General features: G+C 41.3%; 10 protein-coding genes and 3 pseudogenes. 10 read left to right on the top strand and 3 right to left on the bottom strand.

What is annotated here, in order from left to right:
- The first annotated feature begins 37 nt into the window (after positions 1 to 37).
- The 5 genes from rplJ (at position 38) to E0409_RS11925 (ending at position 10,395) form a co-directional block, all read left to right on the top strand.
- The gene (gene rplJ, locus E0409_RS11945; protein WP_131291171.1) at positions 38 to 544 is read left to right on the top strand and encodes a 50S ribosomal protein L10; all 507 of its coding nucleotides are present in this window, start codon (positions 38 to 40) and stop codon (positions 542 to 544) included.
- Positions 545 to 592: 48 nt separating this feature from the next.
- Positions 593 to 958 carry a 50S ribosomal protein L7/L12 gene (rplL, locus tag E0409_RS11940; RefSeq protein WP_131291169.1) on the top strand — a complete coding sequence of 122 codons (366 nt, stop codon included), beginning with the start codon at positions 593 to 595 and terminating at the stop codon, positions 956 to 958.
- Positions 959 to 1,262: 304 nt separating this feature from the next.
- On the top strand, positions 1,263 to 5,351 hold the full coding sequence (rpoB, locus tag E0409_RS11935) for a DNA-directed RNA polymerase subunit beta (RefSeq protein ID WP_131291167.1): 4,089 nt from the start codon (positions 1,263 to 1,265) through the stop codon (positions 5,349 to 5,351).
- Positions 5,352 to 5,493: 142 nt separating this feature from the next.
- On the top strand, positions 5,494 to 9,684 hold the full coding sequence (gene rpoC / locus E0409_RS11930) for a DNA-directed RNA polymerase subunit beta' (RefSeq protein ID WP_131291166.1): 4,191 nt from the start codon (positions 5,494 to 5,496) through the stop codon (positions 9,682 to 9,684).
- A 351-nt stretch (positions 9,685 to 10,035) separates the two neighbouring features.
- Positions 10,036 to 10,395: a YMGG-like glycine zipper-containing protein gene (locus tag E0409_RS11925; RefSeq protein ID WP_131291164.1), complete on the top strand. Its 360-nt coding sequence runs from the start codon at positions 10,036 to 10,038 to the stop codon at positions 10,393 to 10,395.
- Positions 10,396 to 10,445: 50 nt separating this feature from the next.
- On the opposite strand, the pseudogene E0409_RS11920 reads toward E0409_RS11925, so the two are convergent.
- A pseudogene (locus E0409_RS11920) lies at positions 10,446 to 10,882 on the bottom strand (DUF4442 domain-containing protein).
- Positions 10,883 to 11,047: 165 nt separating this feature from the next.
- Between E0409_RS11920 and E0409_RS11915 the strand changes: the two are divergent.
- The 5 genes and pseudogenes from E0409_RS11915 to htpG all read left to right on the top strand — a co-directional run bounded on the left by E0409_RS11915 (position 11,048) and on the right by htpG (position 16,860).
- Positions 11,048 to 11,913: pseudogene (locus E0409_RS11915) on the top strand (alpha/beta fold hydrolase).
- A 130-nt stretch (positions 11,914 to 12,043) separates the two neighbouring features.
- On the top strand, positions 12,044 to 13,411 hold the full coding sequence (locus E0409_RS11910) for a Na+/H+ antiporter family protein (RefSeq protein WP_131291162.1): 1,368 nt from the start codon (positions 12,044 to 12,046) through the stop codon (positions 13,409 to 13,411).
- Positions 13,412 to 13,729: 318 nt separating this feature from the next.
- On the top strand, positions 13,730 to 14,338 hold the full coding sequence (locus E0409_RS11905) for an OmpW/AlkL family protein (protein ID WP_131291160.1): 609 nt from the start codon (positions 13,730 to 13,732) through the stop codon (positions 14,336 to 14,338).
- A 164-nt stretch (positions 14,339 to 14,502) separates the two neighbouring features.
- Entirely contained in the window at positions 14,503 to 14,847 is a 345-nt protein-coding gene (locus E0409_RS11900; RefSeq protein WP_131291158.1) for a lysozyme inhibitor LprI family protein, read from the top strand.
- A gap of 93 nt (positions 14,848 to 14,940) precedes the next feature.
- Positions 14,941 to 16,860, top strand: coding sequence for a molecular chaperone HtpG (gene htpG / locus E0409_RS11895; protein ID WP_131291156.1), 1,920 nt, complete (start codon positions 14,941 to 14,943; stop codon positions 16,858 to 16,860).
- Positions 16,861 to 16,950: 90 nt separating this feature from the next.
- On the opposite strand, the gene E0409_RS11890 is transcribed toward htpG, so the two are convergent.
- Both E0409_RS11890 and E0409_RS11885 read right to left on the bottom strand, forming a co-directional pair.
- On the bottom strand, positions 16,951 to 18,075 hold the full coding sequence (locus E0409_RS11890) for a hypothetical protein (RefSeq protein WP_131291155.1): 1,125 nt from the start codon (positions 18,073 to 18,075) through the stop codon (positions 16,951 to 16,953).
- Positions 18,076 to 18,159: 84 nt separating this feature from the next.
- Positions 18,160 to 19,193 (bottom strand): annotated as a pseudogene (locus E0409_RS11885) (hypothetical protein); the annotation flags it as partial.

Here is a 19,193-nt window from a genome sequence, read left to right as displayed (position 1 = left end):
CGCGTAAGCACATAAATCACCGTTAGGAGGTTTTACAATGGCTCTTCTTATCGAAGGCAAAAAACAGATCGTAGCTGAAGTAACTGAAGTTGCTTCTACTGCATTTGCTGCTGTTGTTGCTGACTACCAAGGTTTAACTGTTGAGCAATTAACTGCTCTTCGTGTTGAAGCTCGTAAACTAGGTGTTGCTACACGTGTTGTACGTAATACTCTAGCTAAACGCGCTCTTCAAGATACTCAATTCAATATCTTGAACGACAACCTTGTTGGCCCAACAATCTTAGCTTTCTCTACTTCTGAAGATGACATGGGCGCTGCTGCTCGTTTGTTCGAAGAATTTGCGAAAACTAACAAAGCATTTGAACTTAAAGCTGCTGCATTTGATGGCAAACTTTATCAAGGTGAAGAAATTAGCGTTATCGCGAATCTTCCGAACCAAGAAAAAGCGCTTACTATGCTTGCATCTGTTCTTCAAGCTCCTATTTCGAAATTGGGTCGCTTACTTACAGCGCTTCAAGAGAAAAACGAGTCAGAAGCTGCATAAGCTTAAATCTATTCACACACCATTCAATACCCATTTGGAGTTACTCTCATGGCTTTAACAAACGAAGAAATCCTAAACGCAGTTGCTGAAAAAACTGTTCTTGAACTTGTTGAACTTATTTCTGCTTTCGAAGAGAAATTCAACGTATCTGCTGCTGCTGTAGCTGTAGCTGCTGGTCCTGCTGCTGCTGCTGCTGAAGAGCAATCAGAATTCAATGTTGAATTGACTTCTTTCGGCGCGAACAAAGTTGCTGTAATTAAAGCAGTTCGTGAAGTTACTGGTCTTGGCTTGAAAGAAGCTAAAGACTTAGTTGAAGGCGCTCCACAAGTTCTTAAAGAAGGCGTTTCTAAAGAAGAAGCTGAAGAACTTAAAGCTAAGCTTGAAACTACTGGTGCTACAGTTACTGTTAAGTAATTTAGCCAGGGGTCAATTTTTAAATTGATCCCAAAATTTGGCTGATGGCTCTTGGGTCATCAGCCTTTTTGCGTTACAATAATCGGCTCGATTTTTGTTTGATTGATGTAAAAACCGTCAATTATTATAATAGATCAATAAAATCAAATGTTTACCAATATTTATCATATTTGAAAATATTGCTAAGCGTTTTAATACCACTAAAAATTGCAGCATTTGTAAAAAGTGGTGGCCATATCGGCCTGTGTAATTCCTTCTAGGCTCGTTCTGCAGGCGGGCTTAGTTTACTTTCCGAGGACTCCAGATGGCATACTCATATACCGAAAAGAAACGGATCCGTAAGAATTTTGGTAAATTGCCTAGCGTCATGGATGCTCCGTACTTGCTTTCGATTCAAGTCGACTCGTACAGAACATTCCTACAAGATGGCAAAACTCCAAAAAACCGCGAAGATATCGGTCTCCAAGCCGCATTTCGTTCAGTTTTTCCTATTGAAAGTTATTCTGGCAATGCTGCTTTAGAATTTGTTGAGTATAGTCTTGGTAAGCCTGAGTTTGATGTGCGTGAATGTATTTTACGTGGTTCGACTTATGCAGCACCAATGCGCGTAAAAATTCGTTTGATCATCAAAGATCGCGAAACTAAATCAATTAAAGACGTACGTGAACAAGAAGTGTACATGGGTGAAATGCCGCTCATGACCGAAAATGGTACCTTTGTTATCAATGGTACTGAGCGTGTAATTGTATCTCAATTACATCGTTCACCAGGTGTATTCTTTGACCACGATAAAGGCAAAACTCACTCTAGCGGTAAAGTTCTTTATTCAGCACGTATCATTCCTTACCGTGGTTCATGGTTAGACTTTGAATTCGATGCCAAAGACCTTGTCTTTGTACGTATTGACCGTCGTCGTAAATTGCTTGCGACTGTGGTTCTTCGTGCGTTGGGTTATAGCAACGAACAAGTCCTAGACATGTTCTACGAAAAAGTACCTGTGTATCTTGACATGGGTAGCTATCAAATTGACCTTGTGCCTGAACGCCTGCGCGGTGAAATGGCTCAATTCGACATCGCTGATGCTGACGGCAAAGTGATTGTTGAACAAGGTAAACGTATTAATGCACGTCATGTCCGTCAAATGGAAGCATCTGGCTTAACCAAGCTTCCTGTTCCTGATGAGTACTTGTACGAACGCATCACTGCTGAAGACATTGCATTAAAAGATGGCGATGTAATTGCTGCAAACACAGTATTGAGCCATGAGATCATGGTGAAGATTGCAGAAGGTGGCGTTAAGCAGTTCAATATTCTATTCACCAACGATATTGACCGTGGTTCTTTCGTTGCGGACTCTTTACGTGCGGATACGACTTCAGGTCGTGAAGAAGCACTTGTAGAAATCTACAAAGTAATGCGTCCAGGTGAGCCACCAACAAAAGAAGCTGCTGAAAACTTATTCAACAACTTGTTCTTCTCTTCTGAACGTTATGACTTGTCTCCAGTCGGTCGCATGAAGTTTAACCGTCGTTTGGGTCGTCCTTACGAAGTGGGTACTGATCAGAAGTCTCGTGAAGTTGAAGGTATTCTTTCAAACGAAGATATTACAGATGTATTAAAAACACTTGTTGAAATTCGTAACGGTAAAGGTGAAGTCGACGACATCGATCACTTGGGTAACCGTCGCGTACGTTCAGTAGGTGAAATGACAGAAAACCAATTCCGTGTTGGTTTGGTTCGTGTAGAACGTGCTGTTAAAGAGCGTTTAAGCCAGGCTGAAACAGACAACTTGTCTCCGCAAGATTTAATCAATGCGAAACCAGTTGCTGCTGCAATCAAAGAATTCTTTGGTTCAAGCCAGTTGTCTCAGTTCATGGACCAAAACAACCCATTGTCTGAAATTACACACAAACGTCGTGTATCAGCACTTGGACCCGGCGGTTTGACGCGTGAACGTGCAGGCTTTGAAGTACGTGACGTACATCAAACTCACTACGGTCGTGTATGTCCAATTGAGACTCCTGAGGGACCAAACATTGGTTTGATCAACTCACTTTCTGTTTATGCAAAATGTAATAACTTTGGTTTCTTGGAAACACCATACCGCAAAGTTGTTGATGGTCGCGTAACAAATGATGTTGAGTATTTATCTGCGATTGAAGAAGTAGGTACTGTGATTGCACAGGCCGATTCTGGCGTAGATAAAGACGGTAACTTGACAGAAGAATTCGTATCTGTACGTCACCAAGGTGACTTCGTACGTATGCCTCCTGAAAAAGTAACACATATGGACGTATCTGCTCAGCAGGTTGTATCTGTTGCGGCATCACTTATTCCATTCCTTGAACACGATGACGCCAACCGTGCGTTGATGGGTTCAAACATGCAACGTCAGGCTGTTCCTACGCTGATTGCTGACAAGCCACTTGTCGGTACCGGTATGGAAGCCAACGTAGCGCATGACTCTGGTGTATGTGTTCTTGCTAAACGTGGTGGTCGTATCGAGTTTGTTGATGCGTCGCGTGTGGTTATTCGTGTAAACGAAGAAGAAATGATCGCTGGTGAAGCAGGTGTAGATATCTACAACCTGATCAAATATACACGTTCGAACCAAAACACTTGTATTAACCAAAAAGTTCTCGTGAACATTGGTGATAAAGTGGGTCGTGGCGACGTATTGGCTGATGGTCCATCGACTGATGGTGGTGAATTGGCGCTTGGTCAAAACATGCGCGTAGCGTTCATGACTTGGAACGGTTACAACTACGAAGACTCGATCTTGTTATCTGAACGTGTTCTTCAAGAAGACCGTTTGACTTCGATTCATATTCAAGAATTGTCATGTGTTGCTCGTGATACCAAGTTAGGTGCAGAAGAAATTACTGCCGATATTCCTAACGTTGGTGAAGCTGCACTGTCTAAACTGGATGAATCAGGTATCGTTTATATCGGTGCTGAAGTGACTGCTGGTGACATCCTTGTTGGTAAAGTAACGCCAAAAGGCGAAACCCAGTTAACACCGGAAGAAAAATTGCTTCGCGCAATCTTCGGTGAAAAAGCAGCTGATGTTAAAGACTCATCTTTACGCGTGTCTTCAGGCGTTAAAGGTACAGTGATTGACGTTCAAGTGTTTACACGTGATGGTCTTGAAAAAGACGAACGTGCTCAAGCAATTGAAAAAGCGCAATTGGATGCTTACCGTAAAGACTTGAAAGAAGAGTTCAAAATCTTCGAAGAAGCAGCACGTGAACGTATTATTCGCTTGTTGAAAGGTCAAGAATCGAATGGTGGTGGTACCACTAAACGCGGTGACAAACTTTCAGAAGATGTGTTAGCTGGTTTAGAGCTTGTTGATCTACTTGAAATTCAACCTGTTGATGAAGGCATTGCTGAACGCCTAACTCAAATTCAAGTGTTCTTGAAAGAGAAGAGCATCGAGATTGACGAGAAATTTGCAGAGAAAAAACGCAAACTTTCTACAGGTGATGAACTGACCACTGGCGTATTGAAAGTTGTTAAAGTTTACTTGGCTGTAAAACGTCGCATCCAACCAGGTGATAAAATGGCGGGTCGTCATGGTAACAAGGGTGTTGTATCGAACATCTTGCCAGTAGAAGACATGCCGCATGATGCCAACGGTGTACCTGTTGATATCGTGTTGAATCCACTGGGTGTACCTTCACGTATGAACGTGGGTCAGATTCTTGAAACTCACTTGGGTATGGCTGCAAAAGGTCTTGGCGATAAAATCGACAAGATGTTGCAAGAACAGCGTACTATTGCCGAACTGCGTATCTTCTTAGACAAGATTTATAACAAAGTTGGTGGCGAGCAAGAAGATCTTGATAGCCTGACTGATGATGAAATCTTGGCACTTTCTAAAAACTTGCGTAAAGGTATTCCTTTAGCAACACCTGTATTTGATGGTGCTGATGAAAGCCAAATCAAAGAGTTGTTAGAGCTTGCAGACATTCCACGTACGGGTCAAACTGTATTGTTTGACGGACGTACCGGTGAACGTTTTGACCGTCCTGTAACTGTAGGTTACATGTACATGTTGAAACTGAATCACTTGGTTGATGACAAGATGCATGCGCGTTCTACCGGTTCTTACTCGCTTGTTACGCAACAGCCATTGGGCGGTAAAGCTCAATTTGGTGGTCAGCGTTTCGGTGAGATGGAGGTCTGGGCACTAGAAGCATACGGCGCGGCTTATACACTGCAAGAAATGCTTACAGTGAAGTCAGATGACGTTGAAGGTCGTACCCGTATCTACAAAAACATTGTAGATGGTAACCATTATATGGATCCGGGCATGCCTGAATCGTTCAACGTATTGACCAAAGAGATCCGTTCTTTAGGTATCAACATTGAACTGAAAAATGGTGACTAATTAGTTCCATTGAATCTCCCTTGCGAAGCAGTGCTTCTCACCTCTTGATTTAAAGAGGGGCAAGGGGGATTTCTCAGTTAAAAAACAATATTTGTGACCCAGTCGAGAAAGTGAAAATCTTCCCGACACACGGAGAAAAAAATTGAAAGACTTGCTCGATATCATGCGCAAAAAGACGGATTCAGACGGTCATGCTCCTGTAGAGTTTGACCGCATCCGTATTGGTCTTGCGTCACCAGAAATGATTAAGTCATGGTCTCACGGTGAAGTTAAAAAGCCAGAAACCATTAACTATCGTACGTTCAAACCAGAACGTGATGGTTTATTCTGTGCCAAAATCTTTGGTCCAGTAAAAGATTACGAATGCTTGTGTGGTAAATACAAGCGTATGAAATACAAAGGCGTCATTTGTGAAAAATGTGGCGTTGAAGTAACAACTGCGAAAGTACGTCGTGAACGTATGGGTCATATTGACCTTGCTTCACCAGTTGCGCACATCTGGTTCTTGAAATCATTACCATCCCGTATCGGTCTTCTTTTAGACATGACTTTACGTGATATCGAACGTGTATTGTATTTCGAATCTTATGTTGTAACAGATCCGGGTATGACTCCAATGGAGAAATACCAACTTCTTAACGATGAAGAATACTTTACAGCGTTAGAAGAACACGGTGATGAATTCAGCGCGAAAATGGGTGCTGAAGCGATTCAGGATTTGTTGAAAGACATCGATCTTGAAGCTGAAATTGCGCGTCTTCGTGAAGAAATTCCACAGACAACTTCAGAAACGAAGCTTAAAAAAGCGTCTAAACGTTTGAAGTTGATGGAAGCGTTCAACGATTCGAACAACAAGCCTGAATGGATGGTGTTGACTGTACTTCCAGTACTTCCACCAGACCTTCGTCCGTTGGTTCCTCTTGAAGGTGGTCGTTTCGCGACTTCTGACTTGAACGATCTTTACCGTCGTGTGATCAACCGTAACAACCGTTTGAAACGTCTTCTTGACCTTTCAGCTCCAGACATCATCGTGCGTAACGAAAAACGTATGTTGCAAGAGTCTGTTGATGCATTGCTTGATAACGGTCGTCGTGGTCGCGCAATCACCGGTTCAAACAAACGTCCTCTTAAATCTTTGGCAGACATGATTAAAGGTAAACAAGGTCGTTTCCGTCAAAACTTATTGGGTAAACGTGTCGACTATTCAGGTCGTTCGGTTATTACAGTAGGCCCGACTTTACGTTTGCACCAATGTGGTCTTCCTAAGAAAATGGCACTTGAATTATTCAAACCATTTATCTTTGCGAAACTACAAGCATCTGGTCAAGCGACAACCATTAAAGCTGCGAAGAAAATGGTTGAACGAGAAACGCCAGAAGTTTGGGACGTTCTTGCTCACGTGATTCGTCAACATCCAGTGATGTTGAACCGTGCGCCAACACTTCACCGTTTGGGTCTTCAAGCATTTGAACCGACCCTGATTGAAGGTAAAGCGATCCGTCTACACCCACTCGTATGTGCTGCGTTCAACGCCGACTTCGACGGTGACCAAATGGCGGTACACGTTCCATTAACACTCGAAGCTCAGTTAGAAGCTCGTGCGTTAATGATGTCTACAAACAACATCTTGTCTCCAGCGAACGGTGAACCAATCATCGTACCGTCTCAGGACGTTGTCTTGGGCTTGTATTACATCACGCGTGATGCAATCAATGCCAAAGGTGAAGGCATGGTGTTTGCGGATACCGACGAAGTAAACCGCGCATTGGCTACGGGTCAAGTTGATCTACACGCTCGCGTGAAAGCACGTGTATACCAAACTGTGATCGATGAAGATGGTAATCGCGAACAGCAAACCATTATTGTTGATACAACACCTGGTCGTTGCCTACTTTGGGAAGTTGTTCCTGAAGGTATGGACTTCCAGCAAATTAACCTTGAGATGACCAAAAAGAACATCTCGAAGTTAATCAACTCTTGCTACCGTAAATTGGGTCTGAAAGATACGGTTATCTTTGCTGACCAATTGATGTACTTGGGCTTCCGTCAAGCGACTCGCTCTGGTGTGTCGGTGGGTATGGAAGACATGTTGATCCCGCCTGCTAAATACTCAATTATTGAGAAAGCAGAAACTGAAGTTCGTGAAATTGAACAACAGTTCGAGCAAGGTTTCGTAACTGCTGGTGAACGTTATAACAAAGTAGTCGATATTTGGGCGCGTACAAATGACCAAGTCGCGAAAGCGATGATGGACAACTTGTCTTTCACTACTGTTAAAAACAAACAGGGTGAAGACGAGAAGCAAAAATCATTCAACAGTATCTACATGATGTCTGACTCTGGTGCCCGTGGTTCGGCAGCTCAGATTCGTCAGCTTGCAGGTATGCGTGGTTTGATGGCGAAACCGGATGGTTCGATCATTGAAACCCCGATTAAAGCCAACTTCCGTGAAGGTCTGACAGTACTTCAGTACTTCATTTCAACACACGGTGCGCGTAAAGGTTTGGCCGATACAGCACTTAAAACAGCGAACTCTGGTTACTTGACTCGTCGTTTGGTAGATGTAGCGCAGGATTTGGTTATTACTGAACCTGATTGCGGTACTTTAAGCGGTCTTGTAATGACTCCATTCATTCAGGGTGGTGATGTCATCGAGAACCTTGGTGCTCGAGTATTGGGTCGTGTTGTTGCTGAAGATGTGAAACGTGCTGGTTCTGACGAAGTCATTCTTCCACGTAATACACTTATTGACGAAAAACTTGCTGCCTTCATTGAAGAAGCGGGTGTCGACGAAGTTAAAGTACGCTCAGTGGTTTCTTGTGAATCTACTTTCGGTGTATGTGCGAAATGTTATGGTCGTGACCTTGCACGTGGTCATCAGGTAAATCCTGGTGAGTCTGTAGGTGTTATGGCTGCACAATCAATTGGTGAACCGGGTACCCAGTTAACCATGCGTACATTCCACGTGGGTGGTGCTGCAAGCCGAACTTCTGCTGCAAACAGTGTTCAAGTACGTAACAAAGGTACTGTACGTTTCCATAACGTGAAAACTGTACAGCATGCCAAAGGTCATTTGGTATCGACTTCTCGTTCAGGTGAAATCGGTATTGCGGATGACTTAGGTCGTGAACGCGAACGCTACAAAATCCCATACGGTGCGTCTATCGTACTGAAAGATGGTGAAGCTGTAGCAGCTGGCGGTATCGTTGCAACTTGGGATCCGCATACGCATCCACTTGTTACCGAAGTTGCAGGTAAAGTACGTTTTAGCCAAATCGCTGATGGCGTAACTGTTACATCGAAAACTGATGATGCAACAGGTATGACCACGATCGAAATCTTGCCAGTGACTTCACGTCCTGCGTCAGGTAAAGATCTACGTCCTGCTGTTGTGTTAGACACAGTGGATGGTGGCGAACAGTTCTACTTCTTGCCACAAAACACGATTCTTTCTGTCCGTGATGGCGAAACAATCGGTGTGGGTGACGTTATTGGTCGTGTACCACAAGAAACTTCACGTACTCGTGATATTACCGGTGGTCTTCCACGTGTAGCTGACTTGTTCGAAGCACGTAAACCGAAAGAACATGCAATCCTGGCTGAAATTTCAGGTGTTGTAAGCTTCGGTAAAGAGACTAAAGGTAAAAACCGTTTAGTGATTACTCCTGACGACGGCTCTGAAATTTATGAAGAGTTGATTCCGAAATGGCGTACCATTAACGTGTACGAAGGCGAACATGTGAACCGTGGTGAAACAGTTTCTGACGGTCCACAAAACCCGCATGACATCTTACGTCTGAAAGGTGAAGTGGCGTTGACTAACTACATCGTGAACGAAGTTCAGGACGTTTACCGTCTGCAAGGTGTAAAAATCAACGACAAACACATTGAAGTTATTGTTCGTCAAATGTTGCGTAAAGTTGAAATCACTGATGGTGGTGATACTAGCTTCATTAAAGGCGAACAAGTGGATTACATCCGCATGGTTGCTGAAAACCAAGCTGTACTTGCTCAGAACAAGTTCCCTGCGAAGTATGAACGTCAATTGATGGGTATTACTAAAGCATCGCTTTCTACTGACTCGTTCATCTCTGCTGCATCGTTCCAGGAAACAACTCGTGTTTTAACTGAAGCTGCTGTAACAGGTAAAGAAGATGATTTACGCGGTCTGAAAGAGAACGTAGTTGTGGGTCGTTTGATTCCTGCAGGTACTGGTCTTGCTTATCATTTAGAACGTCGTCGTCAAGAAGCTGAAGCTGCAGAGCATGAGCTTGTAAATGACTTTTCTGATGTAGACCAAGCATTAAGCCAAGCATTTAACCAAGAATTTTAATTCTTAAGTTAAGTGATTGAAAAAAGGCGCCTTCGGGCGTCTTTTTTTGTTTTAGATAGAAGAAAAGCGGTTGTTCCTAAAGGCAGAAGTGATTGGTCGAATTGCGTGGCAAGAATCCGATCATAATGTCGATGCCACAATTTTTGAAGTGATCAATAAGGGGAAAAGATATTATTGTGTATGAAGTACATGTAGAAGATAAGCAAACGTAATTTTCTGAAAAGTAGTTTTTAAATGTTTCAAGACTGTTTACAAAATGCAGCATTTCAGTGCTAATGCGTAACATTTTCCTTTTATTACTCTCCACAAATTAAGCTTAATCTAAGAAGAGTGAGAACAGGGGGAAATCCCATGAAAAAGTTAATGAGCGTAATGGCGGTTGTGACCATGTCCACTTTTATGTTGGCGGGTTGTGACAGTATGTCGCCAAGGGAACAGCGAATCGGCGCAGCAGCACTAGGTGGTGCGGTTGGTGGCGGTGTAGGTAATAAAGTCGGCGGTGGTATTGGTGCAGCAGTTGGTGGTGGTGCAGGTGCAGCGGTCGGTAGTAAAACCCAAGGTGGTTCTAACCGTAATGCAGTTTATAGTGGTGTAGGCGGTGCCATTGGTTCTGCAGTCGGTAAGAGCGTGATTGGTGGTAATGCGGGTGCTGCGATTGGTGGTGCAATTGGTGGTGGTGCCGGAGCTGCCATCGAACAGAAAAAACGTTAATTCAACGTCTTAATTGAAGTAAAAGCGCTTGATCAACAAGCGCTTTTTTATTATCGAGTGGTTGGTTTGGGATTTTTTCTACGGATATAGACCGTTTTTTCAACTTCAGCAATGCGGATGCCTGCATCATCAAAAATATTGACTGTGTATGTACGATATACAGGTGCGTAATTATCAGTAAGCTCTTTAATATGGGTTATTTCCACGGCATCTAGGCGAATATCAGCATAGACAGTGTTGCGTCCTGGCGAGAGAAAATTAATCTGAGCCGATTTATCCCAGACGATATATTTTGATCCGAGATGATGCAGCAGTAAAAGCATAAAAACGGATCGACCATGGAGTACAAGCTTCCTCCAAAATGCATCCCAACCACATTTTGATTTTTACGCGTTAAAGGCATTTTTACGCGAATGTGATCATTTGCCAAATCCATTTTTTCGATCTCAATACCTGCACCACGGTAAGGTGCGTAGCGATTGATCATAAATTTAGAGATCGCAGGTATTGTCTGTAGTTTTTTTTAAAGGCTCATAGAGGTCAATTTTTTTTATGGCTAGCCCGACCATACTAGAGCAGAATTAAAATTGGGACATTGATCAGGTTGCCCAATCATCAAGATAAATAGTCAATAAAAAAATGAGAAAGGCTTATGCAGAAAACCCAATGGGTAACAACCCGAGATCAACAGCATCTGTATGTGAAAACTTGGGGGATTGAGGAAAAACCGGCTTTAGTCTTGGTGCATGGTTACCCTGATAATCAGGAAGTATGGGAGCCGGTTATTCAGGAACTTATCCAAGATTTTTATATTGTCACTTATGATGTACGCGGAGCAGGGCAGTCCTCCATTCCAGCACGTATTCGTGACTATCGCTTAGAACAGTTATCGTTAGATTTAGAAAGTGTAGTCAATGCTGTATTAAAAGATCGGCCTTTCCATTTGGCAGCGCATGATTGGGGTTCTATTCAGCTTGGGAGTCGGTCACCGAAGCTAAATTTAAAGCACGAATTTTATCTTATAATACGATTTCAGGTCCGTGTTTAGACCATGCTGCATTTTGGATGCGTAGTCAGTTTAAACAAGACAAGGGCAAGTTCTTTAAGCAACTGAGCAAGTCTTGGTATATCGCAGTATTTCAACTACCTTTGCTGGCACCTACGGTATGGAATTTTTTCAGTCCTGAAAAATGGGGCAAAGTGCTTGAAAAGTTAGAGCACAAAAAAAACTTGCCTTTAAATCCCCATATTGCATCAGATGGGAAACATGGAATCGGGCTGTATCGCGCCAATTTTCTGCCACGCTTAACTCAGCCACGTCAGCGTTTTGCAGTCTGCCCCGTGCAAGCAATTGTGCTGAAACGCGACAATTTTGTCAGTCCTGAACTGATTGATGAAATGCCCAAATGGGCTGAAAATTTTCAGCGTGTAGATGTCGATGCCAATCATTGGGCAATATTAAGCCAACCCAAGTTGGTCGCAAATTATATTCGTAGCTTTGCTTTGGAACAGATTTAAATTCATTTACTTGTATTTAATTACATGAATTTAAATGAAAAAGTTGATGGTGGATAAAAGCCATCAATTTACAGTTTCAATGAGTTGGATCTGCTAAAATATCGGCTTTTCATCTTCCTCTCAATTGATTATGTTCGCAATTATTGCCGCTATCGGAGTCATGTTCGGACTCTCATTAGCTCGTGTGCCTGTGGTATTTGCATTGGTGATCGGTGCTGTTGCCGGTGGTTTATTGGCCGGTTTAGGTCTACAAGGAACTTTAGATGCATTTAATAATGGCCTAGGTGGCGGGGCTAAAATTGCCTTAGCCTATGGTATTTTAGGTGCATTTGCACTTGCTTTAGCACGGTCGGGTTTGCCGGATTTATTGGCTTATAAACTGATTTCCACCTTAAAAGGGGATGCCAATGTTCAATCGCAAAATAAAGTTAAATATTTAATTTTCTTTACGATTGTCGCTGCTGCAGTGTCTTCGCAAAACCTAATTCCTGTTCATATTGCTTTTATCCCGGTTTTGATTCCACCTTTGTTAAGTGTCTTTAACCATTTAAATTTAGACCGCCGCGCTGTGGCCTGTTTATTAACTTTTGGTTTATGCGCCACCTATATGCTGGTTCCGGTCGGATTTGGTGCCATTTTCCTGAATGATATTTTAGGACAAAACATCAATACTTTTGGTAAGCCTTACGGTTTTGAAATTAGCTACGATCAAATTCCATCTGCAATGGCTATTCCCGTTTTTGGCATGTTCGTGGGACTATTGATTGCGGTCTTTTATAGCTATCGTAAACCACGAATTTATAAAGAAATTCAGCTTGAGGCAAGTCATCATAGTATTTCCGGTGAGGTTGTTACCGATGCGAATGCTAAGCCACAAATTGCAAAATTCACCTTGATAATGGCCGCTTTTGCAGTCATTGCGACCTTGGCTGTACAGCTTTATTCAGATTCGATGATTCTTGCCGGTTTGGTGGGTGTCGCAATTTTAAGCTGCGCGGGTATTTTTAAGTGGAAAGAAGCGGATGATGTGATTATTACCGGTATGCGAATGATGGCATTGGTCGGTTTTATTATGATTGCCGCACAAGGTTTTGCATCCGTCATTGAGGCCACCAATCAAGTTCCTGCTTTGGTCAATGCATCTGTTGAGTGGATTGGTAACAGTAAAGGTCTGGCTGCATTTTTAATGTTGCTGGTCGGTTTGCTGATTACTTTAGGGATTGGTTCATCGTTCTCTACGGTGCCGATTTTGGCCATTATCTATGTGCCTTTATGTATTCAATTTGGCTTTAGTCCCGCTGCAACCATTGCAATTATTGGTACCGCCGCAGCTTTGGGCGATGCGGGTTCTCCAGCCTCTGATTCAACTTTAGGACCAACCTCAGGTTTAAATATGGATGGACAACATGACCATATGAAAGACAGTGTGGTTCCTACCTTTATCCATTTTAATATTCCTTTATTGATATTTGGATGGATTGCTGCAATGGTTCTTTAATCTAAACTAATATTTAAATTAAGTTTGATTCTGTTTTATGTATAATGTTAATAGATTTATTTTAAATACATCTTTTAAATACTTAATACAATAAACCTGATTAATATACTCGGAATATAATAATAAACTTGATTAACTTGGTTGGTATTTAAAACCAACCAAGTTAGTCTATTTAAAATAAATACTTAATATTATCAATTGCTTGAAAATAAATATAATTATTATTAATTAATCACTCTTGCATATTAATTTGTCTCGTGTTTATTATTAATTAATGTTTAAAAATTGTTGTTATTATTCTTCCAAGGGGTATTTAAAATGTTAAAACAAGTTGCTCTTATTACATTATTGGGAATGTCTGCTTCTACGATGGCGGGTCAGTGGCAGGTTAAAGTGGGTGCTTCTGCTCTGGCACCACAAAATGATGATAATGGTATTATTGCAGGTGGTAAGGCGACCGTAAGCAATGAACTGGGTTTTACCCCTTCAGTAGAATATTTCTTTGATAACTCACCTATTTCTGTAGAATTGTTATTGGCGACTCCTTTCAAACATGATGTAAGTATTGAAGGTTTAGGTGAGGTAGCAAGCTTTAAACATTTACCACCCACTGTGACCGCTAAATATAACTTTAAAAATTCAACTCGCTTTACTCCTTATGTCGGTGTTGGTGCAACTGTGGTTGTACCTTGGGATGAAGAGACCAAAGGTGCAATTGCAGGTTCAAAACTTGAAGCCGATGTAGCTTATGGTGTTGCTGGGCAAGTTGGTTTTAACTTCCAGCCTGCAGATGCTAAAAATTGGGGTGTTTTTGCAGATGTACGTTATGCTCAGGTTGAAACAGACTTAGAATTAGATGGTACAAATATTGGTGAATTGGAAGTAAACCCTTGGGTTTATACAGTCGGTTATAGCTACAAATTCTAAGACTAAAATAAAAATAAGCGCCAAAAAACCTCATCTTTATAGATGGGGTTTTTTAATGAAAAACTTACAATAAATCACATAGATTGAGCACTTTGATACTACTTAATGATCAAGATTTTGTTTAAGTTGGTTATATACAATAAGCTAAAAAGAGAAAACAAATCATGAAATTATTCAATTTATACAGTGTGGTCTTTTTTAGCCTATTTAGTGGTTCTGTTTTTGCTGCAAGTTTCAATTGTGATAATGCCCGAACACAAACAGAACATGCCATTTGTGAGCATCGTGCTGTAAATGATGCCGATGTTAAAATGGCCACCACCTATAATATTATTAAGCGCCTGGTTCCTATGGGGACACGTGGCGTTATTCAGGATGAACAGGTAAAGTGGCTACAATTACGTGATCAATGTGGTAACTCGAGCCGTTGTTTAAGCGAAGTATATAAAATGCGCCAACAAAAACTGGATCTGTATATGGATCGTGTTTATAAACAAGGCCCTTTTTAAGAAAAATTTATTCCTTACTATTGAAAATTTCTCAAGTCACTCCATTCATTAAGCATTCAATAAAAAGTGTTTAATGAATTTAAGGAGTGACTGATGAGCGAACAAAGTACACAAAAACATAGTTTCCAAGCGGAAGTAGCCCAACTTTTACATTTGGTGACACATTCACTTTATTCAAATCCGGAAATTTTCTTGCGCGAACTAATTTCGAATGCATCTGATGCATGTGATAAGTTGCGTTTTGAAGGAATCAATCATCCAGAATATTATGAAAATGATCCTGAACTACATGTTCGGGTCACTCTAGATAAAGACAATAAAACCATCACCATTTCAGACAACGGGATTGGTTTAACTCAACAAGAAGCGATTGATAATTTAGGTACGATTGCTAAGTCTGGCACCAAAGATTTTATGTCTAGACTGTCAGGTGATCAGAAGGCCGATGCACAATTGATTGGCCAGTTTGGTGTTGGTTTTTATTCAGGCTTTATTGTTGCCGAAAAAATTACCGTTGAATCCCGTCATGCAGCTGCAGATGCTAGTGATGGCGTACGCTGGATCAGTCAAGGCACAGGTGATTTTGAAGTTGAACAAATCACCAAGGCTTCACGTGGAACAGATATCATTTTGCATTTACGTGATAATGCACTTGAGTATTTAGAGTCTTATAAAGTTAAGCAAATCATCAATAAATATTCTGACCACATTAGTTTGCCAATTGAAATGCAAAAAGAAGTTTGGCAACAAGAAGAAGTGGCTGAAGGTGAAGAACCTAAAGCAGGTCAGATGGTCAAAACGGATGAATGGGAAGCGATTAACTCAGCAAGCGCACTTTGGACCCGAAATAAAAATGAGATCACTGACGAGCAATACATAGAGTTTTATAAGAACTTAAGCCACGACTTTGAGGCACCATTGGCTTGGGCACACAATCGTGTTGAAGGTAGTACCGAATATACCCAATTGCTGTATGTACCAAGCAAAGCTCCTCACAATATCTTTACTCGTGAAGCGAAAGCGGGCATCAAGCTGTATGTAAAACGTGTGTTCATTATGGATGAAGCAGATAACCTGATTCCAAATTATTTGCGTTTTGTACAGGGTGTGGTCGATAGTGCTGATCTTCCACTCAATGTCAGCCGTGAACTGCTACAGGAAAGTCGTGATGTTAAAACTATTCGCGAAGGTAATACCCGCCGTATTTTAACCATGCTGGATAGCTTGGCGAAGTCGGAAGATGAAAAAGACCAAGAGAAATTCAAACAGTTCTATGCCGAATTTGGTTCAGTGATTAAAGAAGGTTTGGGCGAAGACTTTGGCAACCGTGAGCGTATTTTAAAATTATTACGTTTCTCTACATCGACCAATGATGAGATTGCAACTTCATTGGCAGATTACAAAGCACGAATGAAAGAAGGGCAAAAAGCCATTTATTATGTGACTGCCGATAGTCTAAGTGCTGCAAAAAACTCACCACAACTGGAACTGTTCAAGAAAAAAGGCATTGAAGTACTATTGATGGCGGACCGTGTGGATGAATGGGCGATGGAATTCGTCAATGAGTTTGATGGTACGCCTATGCAAAATGTGGCTAAAGGTGCAGTGGATTTAGGTGATCTGCAAGATGCAGAGGAGAAGAAAGCACTTGAAACTGCCGCTGAACAATTTAAACCAGTGGTTGAAAAACTGTCGGATTCACTGAAAGCCAAAACCAAAGAAGTGCGTGTAACCACACGTTTGGTCGATTCTCCTGCATGTTTGGTGACGGGTGAAGGTGAGCTTTCTCCACAATTGATTCGTATGTTGAAACAAGCAGGTCAGGCTGTACCAGAAAGTAAACCGATTCTGGAAATTAACCCAGAACATCCTTTGGTAAAAAAACTCGAAGGCTCGAATCAGTTTGATGATCTGGCTAATGTGATCTTCGATCAGGCAGTGATTGCAGAAGGTGGTTTACCCGATGACCCGGCTGAATATGTAAAACGTATTAACAGTTTGTTGTTGAAATAAGTCCTTTCCTCATTAAGAAAAAAACCTCCTTCGGGAGGTTTTTTATTGAAATTATAACTGTGGGCAAGTAGCAGTTATGCACAAAGCAGATTAAAATAATGCTTCCAAACGCACGGATGCACCAATGAAATGACTACGATCATCCCGATGATTATTAAAATAATTTAAATTGCCTTGGAGATAAAACCATTCACGCCATAACGGTTGGCGCCAAGAAACGAAGGGCCCCCAGCTATTTAAACGTAAGTCATTATTATTTAAAAAACCACCGGTATAAATACCATAACTAAAGGTATTTGCATGGAAAAACTGATGCTGTCTAAACAGGTTGTTATCCCAGGTTAAGTCATCATCTTGCTCATCTGCATAAGTGAGATTGAGTTGGTTAGAAAGAATAGCTTTATCAGGATGGGCATGAGTGAGCTCAAAGTTGGTTCTTAAATAATTTTTACTATCAATGCCATAGCGATAAATCTGTTCAGCATGAAAACTGAAATCATTCTCCAGTGTCCAATCCCTGGATGCTTTTAGACGGAGATAAATATCATTTCCTGAACGAAGTCCCAAATCCAAATCAGTTTCGAAAGGGAGGCGCTTAGAAAAATCTGACCAACGCAATGCAAAAGAACTGTTATTTTCACGGGTACGTTGCCGGTCTATGGTTTTATCATCGCTACTTCCTGGATTTTCATCGGTAATGGCAACATTGTTATCCAGTTCATTATCTAAAGAATCATCACCAAAAACGACACTTGCTTTACGCTTTAAAGTTGGAAGTTTAATTTTGCCGCGGATACGCGGTTTAATTTCATAACCATCATGTTTATTCCAACTATTATCCACGATTACACGTAATGTCGCCGATGCCGGTTTTTCTGGGTCTGTTTTACCGAACCAATTGTCAATTTTATGCGAGGTATTATCTGCCCAGTTTCGAACTTTAAGTTGGTTGCGGTCTAACCAAGTTTGATCAGCAGTTTGCAAGATGGGTGGAACAATAGGTTCATTCGATTGTTGTGGTAAAAATGTCGGTAGTGCATCGATCCAATTTGGAATTTGATAAAGCAAATTATAGTCTTCATTCTTAGTCGATAATGAACTCGGGGGGGAATCAGTGACTTGTTCTGAAGTCTCAGATCCATTTGAGACGTTCATGATCCCAGAGACCAGTATAAATAACAGCGATTTCGATAAAGTGATTTTCTTTTTTGGCATATCCTTGCTCTTATATTTCTGATCATTTGATAGTCTTGTAAAAATTGCCATTAAAAAGCAAGCTTTGGCTACAAAAAATAAAACTTAATCTGAAATATGCTTTTGAATTGCCTCATATAGCTGATAACAGTCGATTGGAGATTTCAGCTGGGTAATAATATTCTGAATTAATTGCCAGCTTACCCCATGGTGACGTTCTAATAAAAAATAAGGATAAGCCGATTCAGTCCGAGCAAGCCTTAAGCGTTTCTGCCCATGAATAACTCGAATTTTTTGTCTGTCTTTTAATAAAAGCAGCGGTGTTTTAAAGTCAGCAGGACTTTCCTCAAATTGAATAAATTTTTGAGTTTGAAAAAGCTGTGCAGGAATAAAAGGAATATAGTTTTCACTTGTCCAAATTAAAGTTGCTTTTTGTGTATAGCTATAAAATAGAGCCTCAAAATCAGTAAAATTCTCTGCAAGATCTTCCCAGTGAATTTCTTTAATCGCAGCGATATGCTGTTGGGATTGCCCGGTAAAGCCATTCATTAAAGGAATGGCTTGTACTTGGTTCTCTGCACCCAACAATGCTAAATATTTAATAAAACAACCTTGCGAATTGATTTGTTCAGCCAGATAAATTGGACGTTGTTGCCAATTTTGTAAATCTGAAGCATGTATGAGCAAATCGAGATGTTGAGAAATTTCTGGAAGGCCTGGAATTTCTAAAACATATAATGCTTGTACAGAAGAATTTTCCTCATGCAGAGGATGAATATGTGCGATATATGAGCCTAGTTTTACGCTTTGAGGACAATCCTTTTTGCTAAGTTTTTCAGCTCTAAGGGGAGCTTGAGCCGTTATTGCAGGAATTGCCTGTTGATCATCCTTTAATATAGGTGGCAGTTCATTAATAACTTGTGCATCACCTTGCTGTACCAGGGAATCTAGTGTGGTTGTAGGCTCATGAGCATACGGAATATCAACTTGTGACTCGATTAAACCTGGCTCATTGATTTGATTTTGTTCTTGTATAGCAGGTGTAGACAGATTCAAGTTTGTCTCGGTCTCGGTCTCGGTCTCGGTCTCGGTCTCGGTCTCGGTCTCGGTCTCGGTCTCGGTCTCGGTCTCGGTCTCGG

Origin of the sequence: Acinetobacter sp. ANC 4862, assembly GCF_004336635.1 — a bacterium.
Classification (GTDB): domain Bacteria; phylum Pseudomonadota; class Gammaproteobacteria; order Pseudomonadales; family Moraxellaceae; genus Acinetobacter.
The sequence above is the reverse complement of the archived record's forward strand: the minus strand, read 5'-3'. Positions and strand labels throughout refer to the sequence as shown.